Consider the following 17,017-nt stretch of genomic DNA (forward strand, 5'->3'; position numbering starts at 1 on the left):
CTTGAGCTTTATTCTGCACAGCGAGGTTTAGTACATAAATCTCTTAGTTTTCGGACATCATTTCTGTGCACTTGACCGTCGCCATCAAAATCGAATTCGATATGTCGTTTTTGTGGATCGCGAATATAACGAACAAATAGAGCGAGATCTTTGCGGTCGACATCTGCGTCCTTGTCAAAATCACCTAAAATTCCAAGCTGGGCATTGAACGGGAATGCATCATTAACATCTAATACGCCGTCATTGTCATCATCGTCATCATGCTTATCTGCGACACCATCTGAATCAAAATCAGCTAAAATACTAATAGGATGTGCAGTTGTTTGATATACAGTGCCGTTGCTGGATTTAAATCGCACAAATAAAAAGTAAAAGTGACCATCCGCTAGCTTTTTGCTTGGCGTGACCCCAGCGAGTGGTACTTGTACGGTAACTTGTCCGTTTTGTTCACCGATCACCGAGTTGTCGTCAACTACAATATCCTTAACGACCGACCAATCAGCTCTAAGGTGGCGCAACATGACTTTAATCCCGTTGAGATCGCCTGATACGGTTTGCCCAGTGCCAGCTGCAAAATCTATTTCGACCGATAACTGGCTATTAGCCGAATAGTCGCTGTTTAGTAGCGTTTGTTTGTTGATTAAGGTTAACCCTGCTGGCACCTCGCTCGCTTCGATATGAATGGGTTGCAAACCAGCGGTATTTACTTGCTTTCCGTTCGAGTCAGCAAAGCGAACAAATAAAAAGTAAAAGTGGCCATCCGGTAGTTCATCACTGGCTGGCACACCTTGCAATGAGATACTGGCAGTTGAGGTACCTTGAGACTGACCAATCACAGTGTCGTCAACGGCAAGGTAGTCTTTTACCACAGACCAATCAGGGCGAAGCTCACGCAACATATATTGAATGCCGTTAAACTTATCGCCTATGGTTTGGCCCGTACCGGCATGAAAATCAGTCGTGACCTGCATTGCGCTGCCACTTTGATAGCTTTGATTAAGGTATTTTGCTGGATCATCTAAGGCTAATGAGGCCTGGATAGCGTCTGGGTCACTAATAATGGTAATTGGATTAACGCCAATAGATTTAGTTTCGCCCGAGGTTGAGCCAAATCGCACAAATAAAAAGTAAAAATGGCCATCCGGTAACTCTGAACTTGGGGTGATGCCCGCCAATGGTAAATTGACCATAGAGGTGCCTCTTTGCTTGCCGATAACTTGGTTGTCATTGAACACAAGATCCTTCACAACAGTCCAGTCGGATCTTAATTCGCGCAACATATAGCTGATACCCGAAAAGCGCTCGTCAATGCGATAACCTGTGCCAGCGTCATAATTGATGCTTACGGGCAAAGTCTGAGTATTAACATATTCAGTGGCGATATACTGATTTCTGTTGTCAAAGCTAATAGAAGCAGGCACAGGATCTTCAACTTGAACATCGGCGGTATCAGAGAAGCCATTGTTTGAACTCGCTGTAATAGTGGCAGTGCCGGGCGATATCGCAGTGACTAAACCTGAGCTATCAACAGTAGCTACAGAAGGATCGCTAGAAACAAAGCTCAACGCCTTGTCTTGAGCATAAAAGGGTAGGGCATAGGCCTCTAGTTGGCTTTGATTATTGGCTGCCAGAATTTGCGTTTGTGGCGTTATTATAACGTTTTGGACGTCGGCTGTTTTATTGCGAATGTCACTGCTAAATTGGTAGGCTTGCATGGTGACGCTGCTGACATGTCCGCCTGAGTCTGAAAAGCGGATTTTTATTTGGTTATCGGTTTGTATTTGCGACATTGGAACGGGCACACGGACTAAACCAAAAAACGCAGGTCGCTGGTTTTGATCATCCCCTTGGATTTCTTGCTCTACCATAACCGAGTTGCCGTTTAACCAAACTTCTGGTTTTAGCGATAATCCATGTTCACGACCTAAACCAATACGAATAACAGCTTCACCAAAAGCTGACGTATTTACTCCATTGATATTAAAAGTTATATCTTGGCCAGCTTGGATTGGAGTTAAATACTCATTTGCATAATATTTTGTTTCATTACTGGTTTGATCAATCACTAACTCATTGGCAAAAGTTAATTTAACGATGGCACTGGCTTCACTGCCTAGCGTAAACATAGGCTCATCATTTGCTAGCTCAAAGGTGTTTAGTACTGGAGCGCCTGTGTTATCAGCATGCAAGTGTCGTACTTGGATAGATTGTGGCGTTAAACCATAGTCTTCAAAATAGTTTAAAAATACTGGCTCTTCTTGGTTATCTAAATTGGCCAATACCACCCAGGCTGTGTTGCCGTCTACGTATGTGTTAAGCATAACGTCAGGATTGGTAGAACGGCTATCTACACGGGTTCCATTAACGCCTTGCCAAAGTTGATATAGTTTTACTAACTCGGTAAATACCCAGTCGTCGCCGACTTCACCTTCTGCTTCGTGTTCTTGTCTTAATAAGCGCCAGTTATAAGGCACCCCATCTACATAACCCCAAGTTGCTTTTGATGTAATAAATGGAATGGTTTTAAGGATTTGGTCGGGACGGTCTAAAAAGCTCATCATTAACGGCGTCATGGCTTTCATAAATACCCAGTCGCGCTGTGGCGTCCAGGGTTTTCCTTCTAATGAATGATCACGGCCACCATATTCCGAAATTAATAATGGTTTGGTCTCACCTAAGGCAATTTTGCTATAGTTTTCGAGCATATCTAACGTGGCTTCTATACGACTGCCTTTAAAGTTAACCGGGCTATCAAATCCCGCTTTGTTCGCGTTGCCTTTTTTATTAAAGTCGTAAAAATGTAGCGAAAAATAATCCATGTATTCGCCACTGGTATCAACAAATAATTTCATCCTGTCGTGCCAGCGCTGGAAGTTATTTTCTTCAAAAATAGGAAATGCCGTTGTATAGCCGCCGATTTTGACTTCGCTATTGACCCGTCTGATGCCTTCAGCCACCTCGTTGTGCAAGTTAAAAACTTGCAACGGCTGCCAACTGCCTGTGGTCACTAACTCCCAAAGCGGCTCGTTTAATATCTCTAAATATTCAGGTCGTTCGTGCCCCATCTCGACTGGTTGGCCGGGGTTGCGATAAAATTCGTTTAAATAATGCCCCATATATTCGCCAATGGCATCGCCGCTGCCTATAGTCCAGCTGGTACCGCCGCAGCATGGTGTGGTGATATGGCCTGGGATATGGGCATGAGCTTGACCCCCAATCATCAAATTTTCGTTGTTTTCATAAGCATGCAAATGCTGGCTATTTTGACCCCAGATAACTTCACGTTGCCGTTTACCGGCAGTTGACATCCAATTAGGGTCAACATATCCAGGCCGATTGGGATCTTCTTGAGACTGATTGAGTTGCCAAACCATACTGCCATTATCGCGGCCAAAATAAACATCGAGTTCATTCACTAGATAGTCAATGACTTGATTTTCGCCTTTGAGATCATTTTCTGTTAACGACGCATGTATGGTAACGAAACGCTCGCGATCAAAGGTATCTGCACCATTGGTATTGTGGCGAACGTTAAGGTTAATTTCGGTTTCTGTCACCGCATAAACTGGGTTAAATGCGCTGCAAACCAAAATAGCAAGCAAGCTGCTGAGCTTTTTAGTTTTCATAACATATCCTGAAGTTTGTTTTTGCTAAGGGGAGGAGGTAATGCGGCGCATCGGCCGCATTGATTTATTTTTTAAATTTTCGTCGATGGGCGAACAATAAAGTTAAAAACGCCGCCAAACCTAAAGGTTCAGGTACTTGAGTGGTGATGCTGGTTTGCATTTGGTCGCCAGCACTCGCCGATAATATATGTTCCTCAAAACTCGAATCGTATAAATTAAAGCTGGTTATTTCAAAATCACCGATGCCCGCTGTTAATGCGGTGAAGTTGATTTCGAACAGTTCATAACTTGTTTTGCCACTGGCAAAAGGTGCAGCTGTGCTTGGATCAACAAAATAAAACAGGCTGGCAAAGACTTCACCAATGTCTTTATCATCGTCGATTAACACCAGATCCCAATCATTAAAACCATCCGCATCCGCATCTAGCGACTGATAGGGTTCGGCCAATAACAGATTGTTAAACGCAATACGACTGGCATCAAAGTTAAAATCGACGTCATACTCAATAATGCTGTCGATTGTCTCGTCTCCATCAAACAGATAACTCACTTGCAACGCAATATTGTCGCCAGGTTGGTAATTGGTTTGATCTGGGGTTATGGTTAAACCAGCTTGGGCAGATAGACTGGTGCCAAGTAATAAACAACTGGTTAATAAAATATTTAGTTTTTTCACAAGCATTCTCCAAAAGGTAGAGGATGACTCGCCTAACGACAACATAACTGAGAGGGGCCACACAAAAGTAAACATAATAAAGATTATTGTTAACAGTTATGTTAATTGTTAATTTGTTTTTGTCAATGATTTGTTTTTTGTATGTGGCAAGAGAAGCGGGGCGTGCCCCGCATTAATAATGATTAATAAACCAAAATTATGTCTATTATGTTTGCGTTTATAAACGCCCGAAAGACGCTTCTATGTCAGCAAAAAACGCGATTGTCGTTTGCACATGTTGATGCCAGTAATCCCAACTATGTTCGCCGTCAAAGGTTGTAAACTCATAGTTAAACTCATGCTGAGTTAACCAGTTATTCAGTTCAACGTTGGACGCGTATAAAACATCATCTTTGCCGCAATCAAACCTTAGGGGCGGCAGTTGTGCTTGATGTAACTTGAACCAGTACTCTAATTCGGCTTCTTGACTGAATAGCGTTTTATATTCAGATAAGTTGGTTGATGTGAAGTGGGCTAGGTCAGTTAATTGACAGATAGAGGAGTGGGCTGATATGCCGCTAAATTTATCTGCATATTTTGCGCCCAAGCGCAGCGCACCATAACCACCCATAGACAAACCGGAAATATACCAACGACTGCTTTCACTCACTTGGCGCACTGTTTGTTTTGTCGCTTGTACCACATCATCAACAATCCATTTTTCAAAGTCGCCATATTGTGGCAGCGGCAAGTAGGCACTGCCGTCCATCAACCCTCCGTCTGACGGCATGGCTAAGATAAAATCAATGCCGCCAAGCTCGGCTTTAATATTTTGATAAGCTTTGTCGACTCCCCCTAGATGCAACCAGACCCAGGCATTACCATACACCCCGTGCAATAAAATGATCACCGGCAGATTTTTACCGTCGGCGTTGACATTGTAATAGAGAATATCTTGGCGACGATTTAAATAAGACGAAAAAACCGTAACAAATTGACAGTTGTCCGGCGTGTGGGCCGGATTAGACACTTCAGTTCTTAAAATAGCCACAGTTTATTCCTCACAAATCCTAATAACACCTTTTGCGATACGGCCATTAAGCATGTCATCAAACCCTTGTGCTAATTCATCCATGCTGTAGGTTTTGGTCACTAATTCGTCTAATTTTAATTGGCCAGATTCGTATAACGACATCAAACGCGGGAAGTCTCGGTCGGGATTACACTGTCCATATAATGGGTTGATATAAATTTTATCCCACTCAAACAATTCACAATCAAAGTCGATTCTTTGTTCTATGCCGCTCGCTTGAACAGCCGTACCTGCACTACGGATAAGCGCTAACGGTGCTGATCCTAATGCAGGGATTGCTGTACACTCAAATGCATAATCAGCACCACGACCGCCGTTAAGCGCTTTTACATCAGCTGCGACATCAACAAAATCTATGTCTTCTTTTTTGGCGATAATGCCGTGTGTTGCACCAAACTTTTTAGCTTGCTCTAATCGCTCTTGGCTAATATCAATGGCAATAATTTTTGCCGCGCCTGAGTGTGCTACACCTTGAATCACATTTAAACCAACACCGCCACAGCCGATCACACAGGCGGTAGAGCCGGCTTTAACATTGGCCGCGTTAACCGCAGAACCCCAACCTGTCATAACACCGCAGCCAACAATAGACGCAGATGAAAACGGCATATCTGTGGTGAGTTTTACGACTGCTTGTTGTTTAACGACGGTATACTCGCACATGGTGCCAAGGTGAAAGGAACGTTCAAGCGGGCCATGCTCGTTGGTGGTAGCCGCTTCGTGTGCGTGGCCCTTTAAACCACAGCCACAAACAGGCGAGTTGTTTTCGCATATGTGCGGGTTACCCTCTAAACATTGAAAACACTCTCCGCACGGGATGGCCCAATTTAAAATAACTTTATCGCCTTTTGCGACTTTAGTCACTCCGTCGCCTACTGCAGTCACCACACCGGCCCCTTCGTGCCCAACAATAAAGGTTTTATTCCAGTTTTGCACCGAATCCCAATCAGTATGACAAATGCCAGACGCGTAAATTTTTACCTGTACTTCGCCTGGACCCGGATCGCCTACTTGCACTTGAGTTAATTCAAACTGGCCTTGGCCGTTAGATACAATTGCTTTTGCCGTCAGCATACATTTCTCCGAATAGTAAATGACGAGCATTTAAACATGGAGTTAACAAAGGTTCTGTAAAAGATGCGTCGGTAAATGTCAAATATTTGCTATTTTTGACTATTATGTGCGATCCTTAGTGTTCCCATCCGCGGAGGTCAAATGACAACAGCAAAAGTATATTGTGAACCTTTTTGTATTAAGCAAGGTTATAACTTCGAAATTCACGAAGTGAGCTATAACGCTGACGATTTTTATAGTTGTTTTATGCATTTTCACGAAGTGCATGAAATTATTATTTTTAAGCAAGTTGAAGGGACTTATTTTTATAGCCAAGGCCAATCGGTTATAAAAAATAATGACATAGTATTTACACCTTGTTTAGAAACCCACGATTTTTCGTTAGCAGATGGCGCTAAAAGTTGGTATATCATTCAGTTTTTACCTGAATTGTTAAGTGCTAAGTCGTTAATGAATGCTCGGCTGTTTTTTCAGCGCGGAATGCATTTGCGATTAAATCAAACCGACCGAGCCGCATTGCAACAGCAAGTTAATTGGCTACTTGAGGCTTATCAAAACGATCCGCATAGCGAGCTATGCAAAGCATTATTAGATGTGATTTTATTATGGTTGGCCGACAAAGCTAAAGCTTTGAACTCAGATAAAGCTGCACCGATAAAACAAAAACAAAATTATCAAAGATTACAACCAGTTATTGAACAGTTTCGAAACCAGTCTGCGGTCAATTTGCCGTTAGAGCAGGCGGCTGAGTTGTGCCATTTATCACCGTCGTATTTTTCGCGTTTGTTTAAAAGCGTTTTTCGCTGCAATTATTCTGAGTATGTCAATCAGCACAAGTTATACAGCGCAGCGCGGCTATTGAGCCAATCGAACAAAAGTGTGACTGAAATTAGTTATGAGTTGGATTTTTCCAGCCCGTCACATTTTATTGCACTGTTTAAAAAACAATTTAACGTGACACCAAAAAAATACAAAAGTCAGTTAAATGATCATTTATTGGCAAAAGCAGTTGATTAGTTGCCTTTTATAACAAACCCTAGTTATGAAATGAGCGAGGATTTTGCATAAATGCTTATTGAGCAAGGTGATTAAAGAAAGTTTATAGGTTGCGGGCAAGAGGTGATAATTTATTAGCAAAAAGTATTGCCCGCAAATCAAAAAACGCAGTGGCGACATTGCTTAGAAGTTTTCCGAACAATTGTGCGGATTGTGCCGCTAGCGGGACTAAAGACGTAGCTCGTTTCTGCCCGTGCGACTTGAAGTCGTATGAAGCGCTGTTCACCGCGATAAGAGTGGACCATCTGTATCACCAGATGACCCTATGGCTCTGAATAAAACAGCGAGCCAGACAATGTAACAAAGCCAATTTGGTGGGAAACAAATCGTGAGAGGCGTTTCTTCCTGATAACCACAATCGGGTAAGTGCTAGGGAATCAGTATGATGAACGTATGTGAATCCATGTAAGGTGCGTTATACGAGAAGCAGCGGAAGTGGTTTATACGCTGTGGCCAAACGGCAATGAGAGTAGGAAAGAGCTTGGGCAGTTATCTTTCGTGATCAATACGCTCTCCGCACTAGAGTGGGCATCTAACCCGATATTGCGTGACATACGGAACAAGGTAAGCCTGTATTTCTCCCTATCAAAAGACACATCAAGATCCGAAGTGGGTCAACTCCTTATGATCCTGACTATCAGGAATATCTGGAGAATAGGAGGACCAACAATTACAGACGAAACACATGGGTTCAACCTGTCTTAACTGCATTGTGATATTGCTGGGTAACATTAGGTTGCCTTAGTGGAGGCTTGAGCCGTATGTAGTGGTCAAGTTAAATTGGCCACAGTTTTATAGTTTAGCCAGAAATTGTCTTCTGACTTGTTTGGTGTCAACCCGTCATTATGTTGATGTGGTCTAACTTGGCTGTAATAATAACCAATGATATATCTTTGTCGAGCCAATAAATTTGGAATAGCGACATGCTCTTTCGCTGCTTTTTTATAAGCATGTTGCAGCGGTAATTGGCAACTTACTAAACCAAGGTTTTTCATCAACTTACTGGCTCGGTAGCGACTTAAGGTTATATCACTTTCATCTTGAGTAATTATGTCACTAATCGTCCGAGCACCAGCCGAGCCGCAGCTTAATTCGTGAGCTTCCCTGACTTTTTCTTGTAATACGAGTTGTTCTGTTGAGGGTAAATTATCTCGTACTAACCAATACTTATAACTGCTTCGGTGAACGCCAAAAACTTCACATAGCATCTTAACTGGATATCGATTTTTATGGCTCTGATTGAGTTTTTCGATTATTTCGAATTATTCAGTGAGTCCGACATCAACAGAGCCGTAGCCTTTTTTAGAATTTCCTTCTCTAATTCAATACGTTCAATTCGCTTTTTAAGTTCTCTGATTTCTATTTGCTCTGGCGTCATCGGTGTTGCTTTTGGTGCTTTACCTTGCCGTTCTTCTTTTAATTGTTTAACCCATTTTCCAATAGTTGAATATCCAACATTCATTGCGTTAGCGGCTTCCTCATGTGTGTAACCATGGTCTAGTACTAATTGCGCTGTTTCTAATCTAAATTCTGGGCTGAAATTTTTACGTGATTTCTTTGCCATTTTTTGTCACCTAATTCTGCTATGAATTAATCATAACATCCTCTAATTAGGTGGCCAAAATCACTCTACCACTACATACATTGAACGATTTAACCGCACCTATCGTGACGAGGTGCTCGATTGCTACATTTTCACCAACCTAAATGAAGTGAAGCAAATCACCCATGATTGGAAAGAACTTTATAACAACGAACGGCCGCATGATTCACTTGATGATATGACGCCCATTGAGTTTAAGAATGCAGCATAAAATTCTACGATAAAGCTGTTACCTAAATGGGATATTTACACCCCAACTCTTGCTCTACCAATACAGCTAAACCATGGGCTTGTTTACGAAAATCAATGGGCTCTCGATAGAGGTAAATCTGTGGCAATGTCAGTGCTGGTCGAAAATAGCGTGTTTTCATAACAGCCTCAACAACTGCGTAACGGTTTGCACATTGGCTGAGGTCACGTCACGAATAACGATGCCATTGGGGAGTTGTAATTGTAGGGGTGCGGTATTCGCAGTTGCTTGATGCGTGAGCTGAACTGGGATAAGTTGTTTGGCCTCTGCATCTGACGGATGCTTTTCTCTCTGTTGCACTTTATGCTGCCAATACAAAAATTGGTGATAGACGAGGCCTTGCGCGCGGCAAAAAGCTGCGCCGGATAAATTGGAAGTTTGCCATGCCTCGTTGAGGGTTTGCCATTTTTGTTCGCGTTCACTCATATCTTTTTTCCTGCGGAATTAATGTGGAATAGAGTGTTACGCGAGTTCGTTTGAAAGTATAGAGGTTGATTTAGTGACGCTTACGCTTCGCTAATATGCCCTACGTGCCTGCGCCCAAAGCTTAGCGTTAGGTTTACAGGTGCTATTCGTTAGCCTCATTGGTCCTGCCTCTTGTCATCTTATAACCAATATGACAAATCTCCGCTATAACAAATAATACTATTATTGCACCGAATTCCGATTGGCAAAATTGGCCGAACATAGTTTGTGGAAAAACTTTATAACCAAGTAAAAGCAATAGTCCTGTTATGAAAAAAGCTAAAACAATCCATAGTATCTCAGCTTTTGTTACGTTTTTCTTCAAATTCACGATTACTTCCTTTATAGGACTTTTATCTGATTTAGTTGAAAGCCCTTAGATTATATTTAATTAAATGTATCGTACAGCCAGCTTCCAATAGCTCTGCCAAGATCGTCTGCACCAAGTGCCGTGGCTCCGTAATAACCTAATGCAAATGCACCTGTCGCAACCCTTAATGGATTTCCAAATAGCATTCCTGTACCAGTTTGGTATGCTGCCAATCCAATTCGACTTGCTTCATATGCATCTCCTCCGCAAACTTCGTTTAATTCAGTTAAAGTAAGCTCTCTTATATCACATTGTTGAGTATTCATAATATTCCCTTGTAAGAAAAGTTGAATATCAATTCTATTATAAATGTCAACGCGTTATACCTACACTTTAGTATAGTTTTTAATTCTTATTTCTTATATTATCCAGCAATAAAAACCTAACAAAGCAATAATGAAAGGGACGCAAAAAGCTTGGCTGGCGTCACTTCGTTCCTAATTATAGCCAAGCCTTTTGCGCCTGTTAAGCGGGCGTTGAGACTGTAGAAAAACCTCAAAATATTGCTTTAACCACAGATCGGTTTGTGATCTAATAGGTGTATCAAATCTTCACAGGAGATTGATTTTGCCTAAGTTTATCCCCACCAACTACAACCAAACTAGCATGGTTGTTATTAATTACGAAGACCAACTGCAAGCCGGTACATTTGAACATGCCATCCACTATTTAATTGAGCACAAACTCGATTTAAGCGTGTTTTATCCTAAATATAAAAATGATGAAAATGGCCGACCTGCCTACGACCCAGCTGTGTTGCTAAAAATCATTCTATTCGCTTATTCTAAAGGTATTACCTCAAGTCGCCAGATCCAATGGTGCTGCGAAACCAACATTATTTTTAAAGCGCTAAGCTGTGACAGCGTGCCGCATTTTACAACGATAGCCGCATTTGTATCTGGGCGTTCGCAAGAAATAGAAAACCTGTTTGAACAGATTTTATTGATATGCCATCAACAAGGGTTACTAGGCAACGAACTGTTTGCCATTGATGGCTGCAAAATGTCATCAAACGCGGCCAAAGAATGGTCTTATACGTTTAAAGAGCTTGAACAAAAACGCGATAAAATAAAACGGCAGCTCCGTCACTATTTAAACAAACACCAGGCAGAAGATAATAACGAACAAACAACAGAGGATGCTCAGCAAAAACGCCACGCGCAAATGATAGCCACGCTCAATCAAGCACACGATAAAATAGATAAATTTTTAAACACAAATAAGCCAAGACAAGGGCGAAGAAACAAAGAAGTAAAAAGCAATATAACAGATAATCAGTCGGCAAAAATGACCACAAGCAAAGGTACGATCCAAGGCTATAACGGACTGGCAACTGTGGATAAAAAACACCAAATTATAGTGGATGCACAAGCCTTTGGTGAAGGGCAAGAGCACTACAGTTTGCAACCTATCTTAAATGCAGTAAAAGCAAGATATAAACGCTTAAATATCAGCGACAATATTTATCAAACAGGCACAATCGTGACAGCAGATACCGGTTTTACGAACGAAGCCAATATGAAATATTTACACGAAAACCAAATTAACGGTTATATACCGGATAACCAGTTCAGAAGCCGCGATCCCAAGTTTAGCGAGCAAAAAACAAAATATGGCAAACGCCATCAAGATGGTAAAAATAAAAAGCGTAAACAGACCATACCTGCGAGTGAATTTGACTTTGATCCAACCGCGCTTAGCTGTACTTGTCCGTCAGGCGAACGTTTAAGTTTTCGTGGTATTAAAGACAATGGCTCAGGTCTGACAACCATTTATTTTGAAGGTCGATTGTTGCAATGCAGGCATTGCCCAATTAAAAGCCACTGTATGCATAATCCAGACTCGGCTAATCATAGAAAAGGCAACGGTAGACAAGTATCATTTAGCTTTAAAAACGATAAAAAGCCGAATTATACAGACTGGATGAAACATAGGGTAGACAGCGAAAAAGGCAAACATATCTACAGCCACAGAATGTCGACGGTAGAGCCCGTGTTTGCCAATATAGGCACACAAAAACGGTTACACCAGTTTAGCTTGCGGGGGCAAACTAAAGTACAAGGCCAATGGCAGTTGTATTGTTTAGTGCATAATATAGAAAAACTGACGAATTATGGAACATTAAGGCATTAATGGGGGGGATATGCCTAAAACCGCGCTTAACAAAGCTGAATACAAGGTTTAAACGCTGTTCAGTTTATTTATCGATTGGATATTATTTATCAAATGGTTGATCAATTAAAAAAAATAGGTAAAAGTGAGTTATAAATTAACAATTAAATAGATTGTGGTTGAACTCTAGTTTAAAAAAAGGGTTTTTCTACAGTCTCGTTAGCTGAATGAGCATGTATCGACCTCCGAGTGTTAGAAACTTTAAGTTGTTTATCGGCGAACTCACGGCTGAGGCCGCCGCTGTCCACGTTTCTCTGCTTGCATCTCAAAAGTGTGAGAGCATTAATAAAAATTACTGGGTTCAAAAATCTGAAGAGGCAGGAATAAAGCTTGAAGGGGTAGCTTCCGAAAAAATAATCAACTCTCAGACAAGGTTTTCATTGGTGTCAATTTACAGTGGTTTTGACTTGTTTTTAGAAGAGTTAGAATTAGAATGTAAGCGCTTTGGTTTCAATTGGAAAAGCCTCGAAAAAGTGTCTCCAATAGAAGTTCTTGAAAAGAACTTCACTAAAGAGCCAGAAAGTAAGACCCGCTTTAGATACGAGACCGACGCAGTTAACTATTTCAGAATATTACGGAATTCTGTAGTTCATCCGAGTGATGAAAATAAGAAAAAGGCAATTGATTTTTACAAATCGAAAAAGGTATCTATCGAATTTATTCGGAATAAATATAGAATGATTACGGCGCCAAACGATCCAGACAGTGTAACCTTCCATGATATAAAATTTTGGTGTCAATTCCTTTTAGATTACACGGAAATCATTGCGGGGTTACTAGAGCCAACGGAAAGTATGATCTATGCTACAGTTCCATTCGGAAATTGGCGAAAGTATGGGAAGAATCATGAGAAACTGAAAAGGGTTGCTCAAAATTACATACATTCTCAATATGCCTATGATTTGGATAAATCCGCCAAAATTATAGAAGAAAATTATGATCCACTCGCTTAATCGGTAAAGCAACTCCCTTCATAAACACCTTGTTGCAGGGTGTTTATGAAGGAGTAGCTCTGAGTTCGAGTCTCAGGTGGGTCTCAGCTAACAAAGCCATCAAATCGATGCTTTTTCCGTTGCTTGGTTTATGGCTGCATTGGACATGCCTCGCAAGCTCGGGGAAGTTATTAAACGGCAACTATAACTGGATAAAAATCCAGTTATATTCTATCTTATTTAGATGGAAACATATTCAATACAATCCCTATTTCAATCTCAATTGAGCGATACCAACATTCGACTCAATGTGCCGCTTTATCAATTAAAAGCAGCTCAAGCTATCAGTCGCTGTCGAACTGCAGCAATGGGAAGTCATGCCCAATATTGTGAGAATGGTCACTTATGCGGGGTGCACTTTAACTCTTGCCGACATCGCGGTTGCCCTCAATGTCAATATACGGTAACTAACCTTGAGTACCATTTTATTTTCGCTCTCACTGGTGCATGCCACGAATTGGATAGTGATTATTCGGGTCGCGTATCCATGCCAAGCCGTTAACTAAAGTCATTAAATCCGGTCTGACAAAGGGGTTATTCGAAATATCAACAACCTGGATTTTACCCTCGGCATTAACGACGAATACACCCGGCTCGGCAAACGGATGGTCGGTTTCCTGCGGCGATCTTGGATCAGAGATGAACAAGCCAAGCACCTTCATCTGATCCAGCGTCAAACCATAAGCGATAGGAAATGAGATATTTAGCTGCTCCAGATGCGCTTGCAGTTGTGATTTGCTGTCACTCGATACCGCGATGATATCGACCTTAATATCCGCTAGGCTCGATTTCATTTTTTCCAGTGCATTTAAATAGCGTGTGCACATGGGGCAATGACGGCCCCGATATACCACAACGAGTTGCCAGTCTGCGCCGTTTTGGGGCATACCCAAGGTTACTGTTTCGCCATTTAACAGAGTTGCCATTATTTCAGGAAAGGCGCTGCCAGGGTGCAACTTTTGGGTGTAGTTTAATGTGGTCATTACAATCATCCTTTAGAAATGTGCATTGAGGTGCTGTTCGAAACGCTTTAGATCATTCTCTACATCGGCATTTTTCATTACGTCAAAACACGCGAAGGTTGGCATCGGCGCCATACCAAAGAACTTGAAGTTCATATGCATCGGGAACAACAAATCATCGACACTCTTACCATCAAAGAACTCTTTGGCATCATCAAAAGATTCAGCAGGGGCGTTAAAGGTTAATGACATCATGTATTTTGTGTTGGTAAGCGTGCCGCCACGGCCATAGTTGGCTTTTGGGTTATCCTGATGGCGACCATCGCCATTACACAGTGCACCACCCATACCCGCAGTGTAAACCTCGTCCATGTATTTTTTAAACGACCAAGGCACGCCCATCCAGTTAACCGGAGTTTGCAGCAATACAACGTCTGCCCATTGGTGATGCTGCAGTTCCTGCTCAACATTGAAATCTTCTTTGATTGCCACTACCCGGGTTGAATAGCCTTTGCTTTCTAATATAGATACGGCATTGTCAACAAGCGTCGCGTTAAGGCGACCTTGAGCAAATGGGTAGTAATGGTGTGCATTAATAATTAATACATTTTTCATTGTTATAACTCCACTAAACAGATAAACACTATGTTATTGAATACTCCAGGTGTATAATAGTAACCTGAGAACAAAGTTCAACTAGTATACTTTTGGTTACCACCTATTTGCCGGAGGGTTTATTTTGGAAAGTGAAGTAAAAACAGATAGTAAGGGGCGAAAAAAAGTTTTAAACGCCTGCATGGAACCCTGTGCTATTGAGAAGGGGATGAGGTTAATTGGTGGCAAATGGACAGGCTCTATCATTTACCATTTGAAAGATGAGCCTGTCAGGTTCAACGATTTAACCCGCATGTTGGGCGGGGCCAGTAAAAAAATGATTGATCAGCGGCTGAAAGAACTGGAAGGCAATGGCATGGTTATTCGAAAAGTCGTTTCAACACGGCCTATTGGGGTGACTTATGAGCTTACGGAATTTGGGCGCTCAGCTTTACACATACTTGATGAATTACGTATATGGTCTACTTCTAATAAAATAGATTTGTGAACCCCCTCAATTTTTAAACCTACGCTCACATAGACAAATGCTTACAAGCGTTGTGTAGTGATTTTTAGAACTTTCCTAAACACTGGGGTTATTTAGTCAGCTTTTGGCACAGAGCCGCCCTTCGGCTCTAAATTGTTTACGTCCAAACACGTGTTTGAGTGAGTTTTCGACCCTCGCACATTCTCGAAATTGTTGTATAAAGCTCGCTCTACTTACTATAATTTAGTACCTAATATCTAGTTTTTGCCGATTGCAGACAATTACCTAATTGAACTAATTCCGATTAAAGTCCAACCGTGTTTCTAGCTTGTATTCTTTTGGGTATTGAACACAATCCTTGAACGTATCTTGGTATTTCCATTTTTGCAGGGCTGCTATCGATACTTTATCAAAAACACCTTCGGGCGAAGACTCTATTATCTGTATGTTCGAAACTGAGCCATTCATTACACTATACGAGAGTTTAACAAAGCCAGTAACCCCATCTTCATATGCTTTTTTGGGGTATCTCGGTTCAATTCTAACAATCGGCTGTATCTCATCAGGTATATAAGTATAGTTTGCCGGATACGAACCGGGATAGGTCTCACATACGTTCATAGGTGTTGTTTTACAGCCTGAAATCACTAATAAAACTGCTGTTATCCCTAATATTCTCATTTATAACTCCAGTGCAAATAACGCTTTAATGTTCATACACATTGAATGTGGATGAATCTCTTGTTGAACGGGCAAACGAGACAACAGGTATAATCAGATGCTGCTAGTTTGGTTTAATTTAAGTCAAAATAATCACTTATTGCAATTTTATTTTTATATGCACAGTGAGGCGGGCACAACTTGCTTTGTTTTTATGGGGATGTTGATTTACAAAGGGTAGAAAAAGCAGCTGATAAATAGGCCAGCTGCTTATTGGTTATAGATCTTGCAGTAAAAACAAAGCGTCTTCAAAACTATTGAGCACATGGGCACAGCGCTTTAATAGCTCAGGTTCAACCGGTAAATAGTCAGGAATGCAAACGGTTTGGCAGCCTGCTTCAAGCGCGGCTGTTACACCAGCCGTTGAATCTTCAAACACTAACATCTCATTGCAAGGTACAGCTAACTTTTGACTGGCTAATTGGTAACATTCGGGAGAAGGTTTAGGGTTTGCAACTTGGTCGCCGGTCACCACTTGATCAAAAAACTGACGAAAATCTGTGCCGGTAAAGCTATGCTCAGCCGATTCTTTAGCACTAGAAGTCACTAAAGCTAATGGTAAGCCGGTTTTTTTTGCTGCGTCAAAAAATTCAACAAACCCCGGTTTTATTGGCATGCCAGCGTTTTTACGTTCATCAATCCAAGCTCGGTTGTACTTTATAAAGTCTTGCATTGGAAAATCTGGCCCAAACATTTTATGGGCACGTTCAAAACATTCGGCTGCGCGTACGCCGACAAATTCGTCGTACATTTGTGCGGTAAAATGTACATTAAATGCTCTGGCTGACTCAACCCATGATTGGCAATAAATCTGCTCACTGTCAAAAATAGTACCGTCTTTATCAAATACGATAGCGGAGATTTTATTTTGCGTCATATGATCCTTAATGATTATTGA

The 17,017-nt window shown here is 41.5% G+C and carries 15 protein-coding genes, 1 tRNA gene and 3 pseudogenes; 7 read left to right on the forward strand and 12 right to left on the reverse strand.

What is annotated here, in order from left to right:
- Positions 1-8 precede the first annotated feature (8 nt).
- The 4 genes from C727_RS19185 to C727_RS0115485 all read right to left on the reverse strand — a co-directional run bounded on the left by C727_RS19185 (position 9) and on the right by C727_RS0115485 (position 6,448).
- Positions 9-3,626, reverse strand: a complete 3,618-nt coding sequence (locus tag C727_RS19185) for an Ig-like domain-containing protein (RefSeq protein ID WP_017446561.1) — start codon at positions 3,624-3,626, stop codon at positions 9-11.
- Between the two features lie 64 nt (positions 3,627-3,690).
- Complete coding sequence (locus C727_RS0115475) at positions 3,691-4,302, reverse strand: hypothetical protein (protein WP_017446562.1); 612 nt, start codon at positions 4,300-4,302, stop codon at positions 3,691-3,693.
- A gap of 217 nt (positions 4,303-4,519) precedes the next feature.
- Entirely contained in the window at positions 4,520-5,332 is an 813-nt protein-coding gene (locus C727_RS0115480; RefSeq protein WP_017446563.1) for an alpha/beta hydrolase, read from the reverse strand.
- A gap of 3 nt (positions 5,333-5,335) precedes the next feature.
- Positions 5,336-6,448, reverse strand: coding sequence for a Zn-dependent alcohol dehydrogenase (locus tag C727_RS0115485; RefSeq protein WP_017446564.1), 1,113 nt, complete (start codon positions 6,446-6,448; stop codon positions 5,336-5,338).
- Positions 6,449-6,589: 141 nt separating this feature from the next.
- Between C727_RS0115485 and C727_RS0115490 the strand changes: the two genes are divergently transcribed.
- The gene (locus C727_RS0115490; protein WP_017446565.1) at positions 6,590-7,465 is read left to right on the forward strand and encodes an AraC family transcriptional regulator; all 876 of its coding nucleotides are present in this window, start codon (positions 6,590-6,592) and stop codon (positions 7,463-7,465) included.
- A gap of 932 nt (positions 7,466-8,397) precedes the next feature.
- Here C727_RS0115490 and C727_RS19410 read toward each other — a convergent pair.
- Positions 8,398-9,068, reverse strand: a pseudogene (locus C727_RS19410) (transposase); the annotation flags it as partial.
- Positions 9,069-9,141: 73 nt separating this feature from the next.
- Here C727_RS19410 and C727_RS19415 point away from each other — a divergent pair.
- Positions 9,142-9,318, forward strand: a pseudogene (locus tag C727_RS19415) (integrase core domain-containing protein); the annotation flags it as partial.
- 22 nt (positions 9,319-9,340) lie between these two features.
- Here the strand turns inward: C727_RS19415 and C727_RS19595 are convergent.
- The 3 genes from C727_RS19595 to C727_RS0115520 form a co-directional block, all read right to left on the reverse strand.
- Entirely contained in the window at positions 9,341-9,478 is a 138-nt protein-coding gene (locus C727_RS19595; protein ID WP_017446567.1) for a hypothetical protein, read from the reverse strand.
- A complete protein-coding gene (gene tnpA / locus C727_RS0115510) occupies positions 9,475-9,783 on the reverse strand; it encodes an IS66 family insertion sequence element accessory protein TnpA (protein ID WP_017446568.1) in 309 nt (102 codons plus the stop codon). The genes C727_RS19595 and tnpA overlap by 4 nt, the downstream gene beginning before the upstream one ends.
- Before the next feature lie 426 nt (positions 9,784-10,209).
- On the reverse strand, positions 10,210-10,458 hold the full coding sequence (locus C727_RS0115520; RefSeq protein ID WP_017446570.1) for a hypothetical protein: 249 nt from the start codon (positions 10,456-10,458) through the stop codon (positions 10,210-10,212).
- A gap of 301 nt (positions 10,459-10,759) precedes the next feature.
- Here C727_RS0115520 and C727_RS0115525 point away from each other — a divergent pair, with 301 nt between their 5' ends.
- The 4 genes and pseudogenes from C727_RS0115525 to C727_RS20045 form a co-directional block, all read left to right on the forward strand.
- Positions 10,760-12,325, forward strand: coding sequence for an IS1182 family transposase (locus tag C727_RS0115525; RefSeq protein ID WP_017446571.1), 1,566 nt, complete (start codon positions 10,760-10,762; stop codon positions 12,323-12,325).
- Between the two features lie 245 nt (positions 12,326-12,570).
- Positions 12,571-13,317, forward strand: a complete 747-nt coding sequence (locus C727_RS0115530; protein ID WP_155949284.1) for a hypothetical protein — start codon at positions 12,571-12,573, stop codon at positions 13,315-13,317.
- Positions 13,303-13,401 (forward strand) — tRNA-OTHER (locus C727_RS19600). Before C727_RS0115530 ends, C727_RS19600 begins: the two co-directional genes overlap by 15 nt.
- 139 nt (positions 13,402-13,540) lie before the next feature.
- Positions 13,541-13,753: pseudogene (locus C727_RS20045) on the forward strand (transposase zinc-binding domain-containing protein); the annotation flags it as partial.
- A gap of 40 nt (positions 13,754-13,793) precedes the next feature.
- On the opposite strand, the gene C727_RS0115535 reads toward C727_RS20045, so the two are convergent.
- Positions 13,794-14,339: a redoxin domain-containing protein gene (locus C727_RS0115535; protein ID WP_017446573.1), complete on the reverse strand. Its 546-nt coding sequence runs from the start codon at positions 14,337-14,339 to the stop codon at positions 13,794-13,796.
- A 12-nt stretch (positions 14,340-14,351) separates the two neighbouring features.
- Positions 14,352-14,933 carry an NAD(P)H-dependent oxidoreductase gene (locus C727_RS0115540; protein ID WP_017446574.1) on the reverse strand — a complete coding sequence of 194 codons (582 nt, stop codon included), beginning with the start codon at positions 14,931-14,933 and terminating at the stop codon, positions 14,352-14,354.
- Between the two features lie 124 nt (positions 14,934-15,057).
- On the opposite strand from C727_RS0115540, the gene C727_RS0115545 reads away from it, so the two are divergent.
- Positions 15,058-15,420, forward strand: coding sequence for a winged helix-turn-helix transcriptional regulator (locus tag C727_RS0115545; RefSeq protein ID WP_017446575.1), 363 nt, complete (start codon positions 15,058-15,060; stop codon positions 15,418-15,420).
- A 273-nt stretch (positions 15,421-15,693) separates the two neighbouring features.
- On the opposite strand, the gene C727_RS18725 is transcribed toward C727_RS0115545, so the two are convergent.
- Entirely contained in the window at positions 15,694-16,080 is a 387-nt protein-coding gene (locus C727_RS18725; protein ID WP_017446576.1) for an energy transducer TonB, read from the reverse strand.
- Between the two features lie 256 nt (positions 16,081-16,336).
- The gene (locus tag C727_RS0115560) at positions 16,337-16,996 is read right to left on the reverse strand and encodes an HAD family hydrolase (RefSeq protein ID WP_017446578.1); all 660 of its coding nucleotides are present in this window, start codon (positions 16,994-16,996) and stop codon (positions 16,337-16,339) included.
- Positions 16,997-17,017 lie beyond the last annotated feature (21 nt).

Source organism: Gayadomonas joobiniege G7, assembly GCF_000300815.1.
In the GTDB taxonomy this organism is placed as follows: domain Bacteria; phylum Pseudomonadota; class Gammaproteobacteria; order Enterobacterales; family Alteromonadaceae; genus Catenovulum; species Catenovulum joobiniege.

Coding starts and splice junctions, on each gene's coding strand:
- C727_RS0115490 (WP_017446565.1), top strand. CDS start 6,590: ATGACAACAGCAAAAGTATATTGTGAACCTTTTTGTATTAAGCAAGGT.
- C727_RS19185 (WP_017446561.1), bottom strand. CDS start 3,626: ATGAAAACTAAAAAGCTCAGCAGCTTGCTTGCTATTTTGGTTTGCAGC.
- C727_RS19595 (WP_017446567.1), bottom strand. CDS start 9,478: ATGAAAACACGCTATTTTCGACCAGCACTGACATTGCCACAGATTTAC.
- C727_RS0115560 (WP_017446578.1), bottom strand. CDS start 16,996: ATGACGCAAAATAAAATCTCCGCTATCGTATTTGATAAAGACGGTACT.
- C727_RS18725 (WP_017446576.1), bottom strand. CDS start 16,080: ATGAGAATATTAGGGATAACAGCAGTTTTATTAGTGATTTCAGGCTGT.
- C727_RS0115535 (WP_017446573.1), bottom strand. CDS start 14,339: ATGACCACATTAAACTACACCCAAAAGTTGCACCCTGGCAGCGCCTTT.
- C727_RS0115540 (WP_017446574.1), bottom strand. CDS start 14,933: ATGAAAAATGTATTAATTATTAATGCACACCATTACTACCCATTTGCT.
- C727_RS0115485 (WP_017446564.1), bottom strand. CDS start 6,448: ATGCTGACGGCAAAAGCAATTGTATCTAACGGCCAAGGCCAGTTTGAA.
- C727_RS0115520 (WP_017446570.1), bottom strand. CDS start 10,458: ATGAATACTCAACAATGTGATATAAGAGAGCTTACTTTAACTGAATTA.
- tnpA (WP_017446568.1), bottom strand. CDS start 9,783: ATGAGTGAACGCGAACAAAAATGGCAAACCCTCAACGAGGCATGGCAA.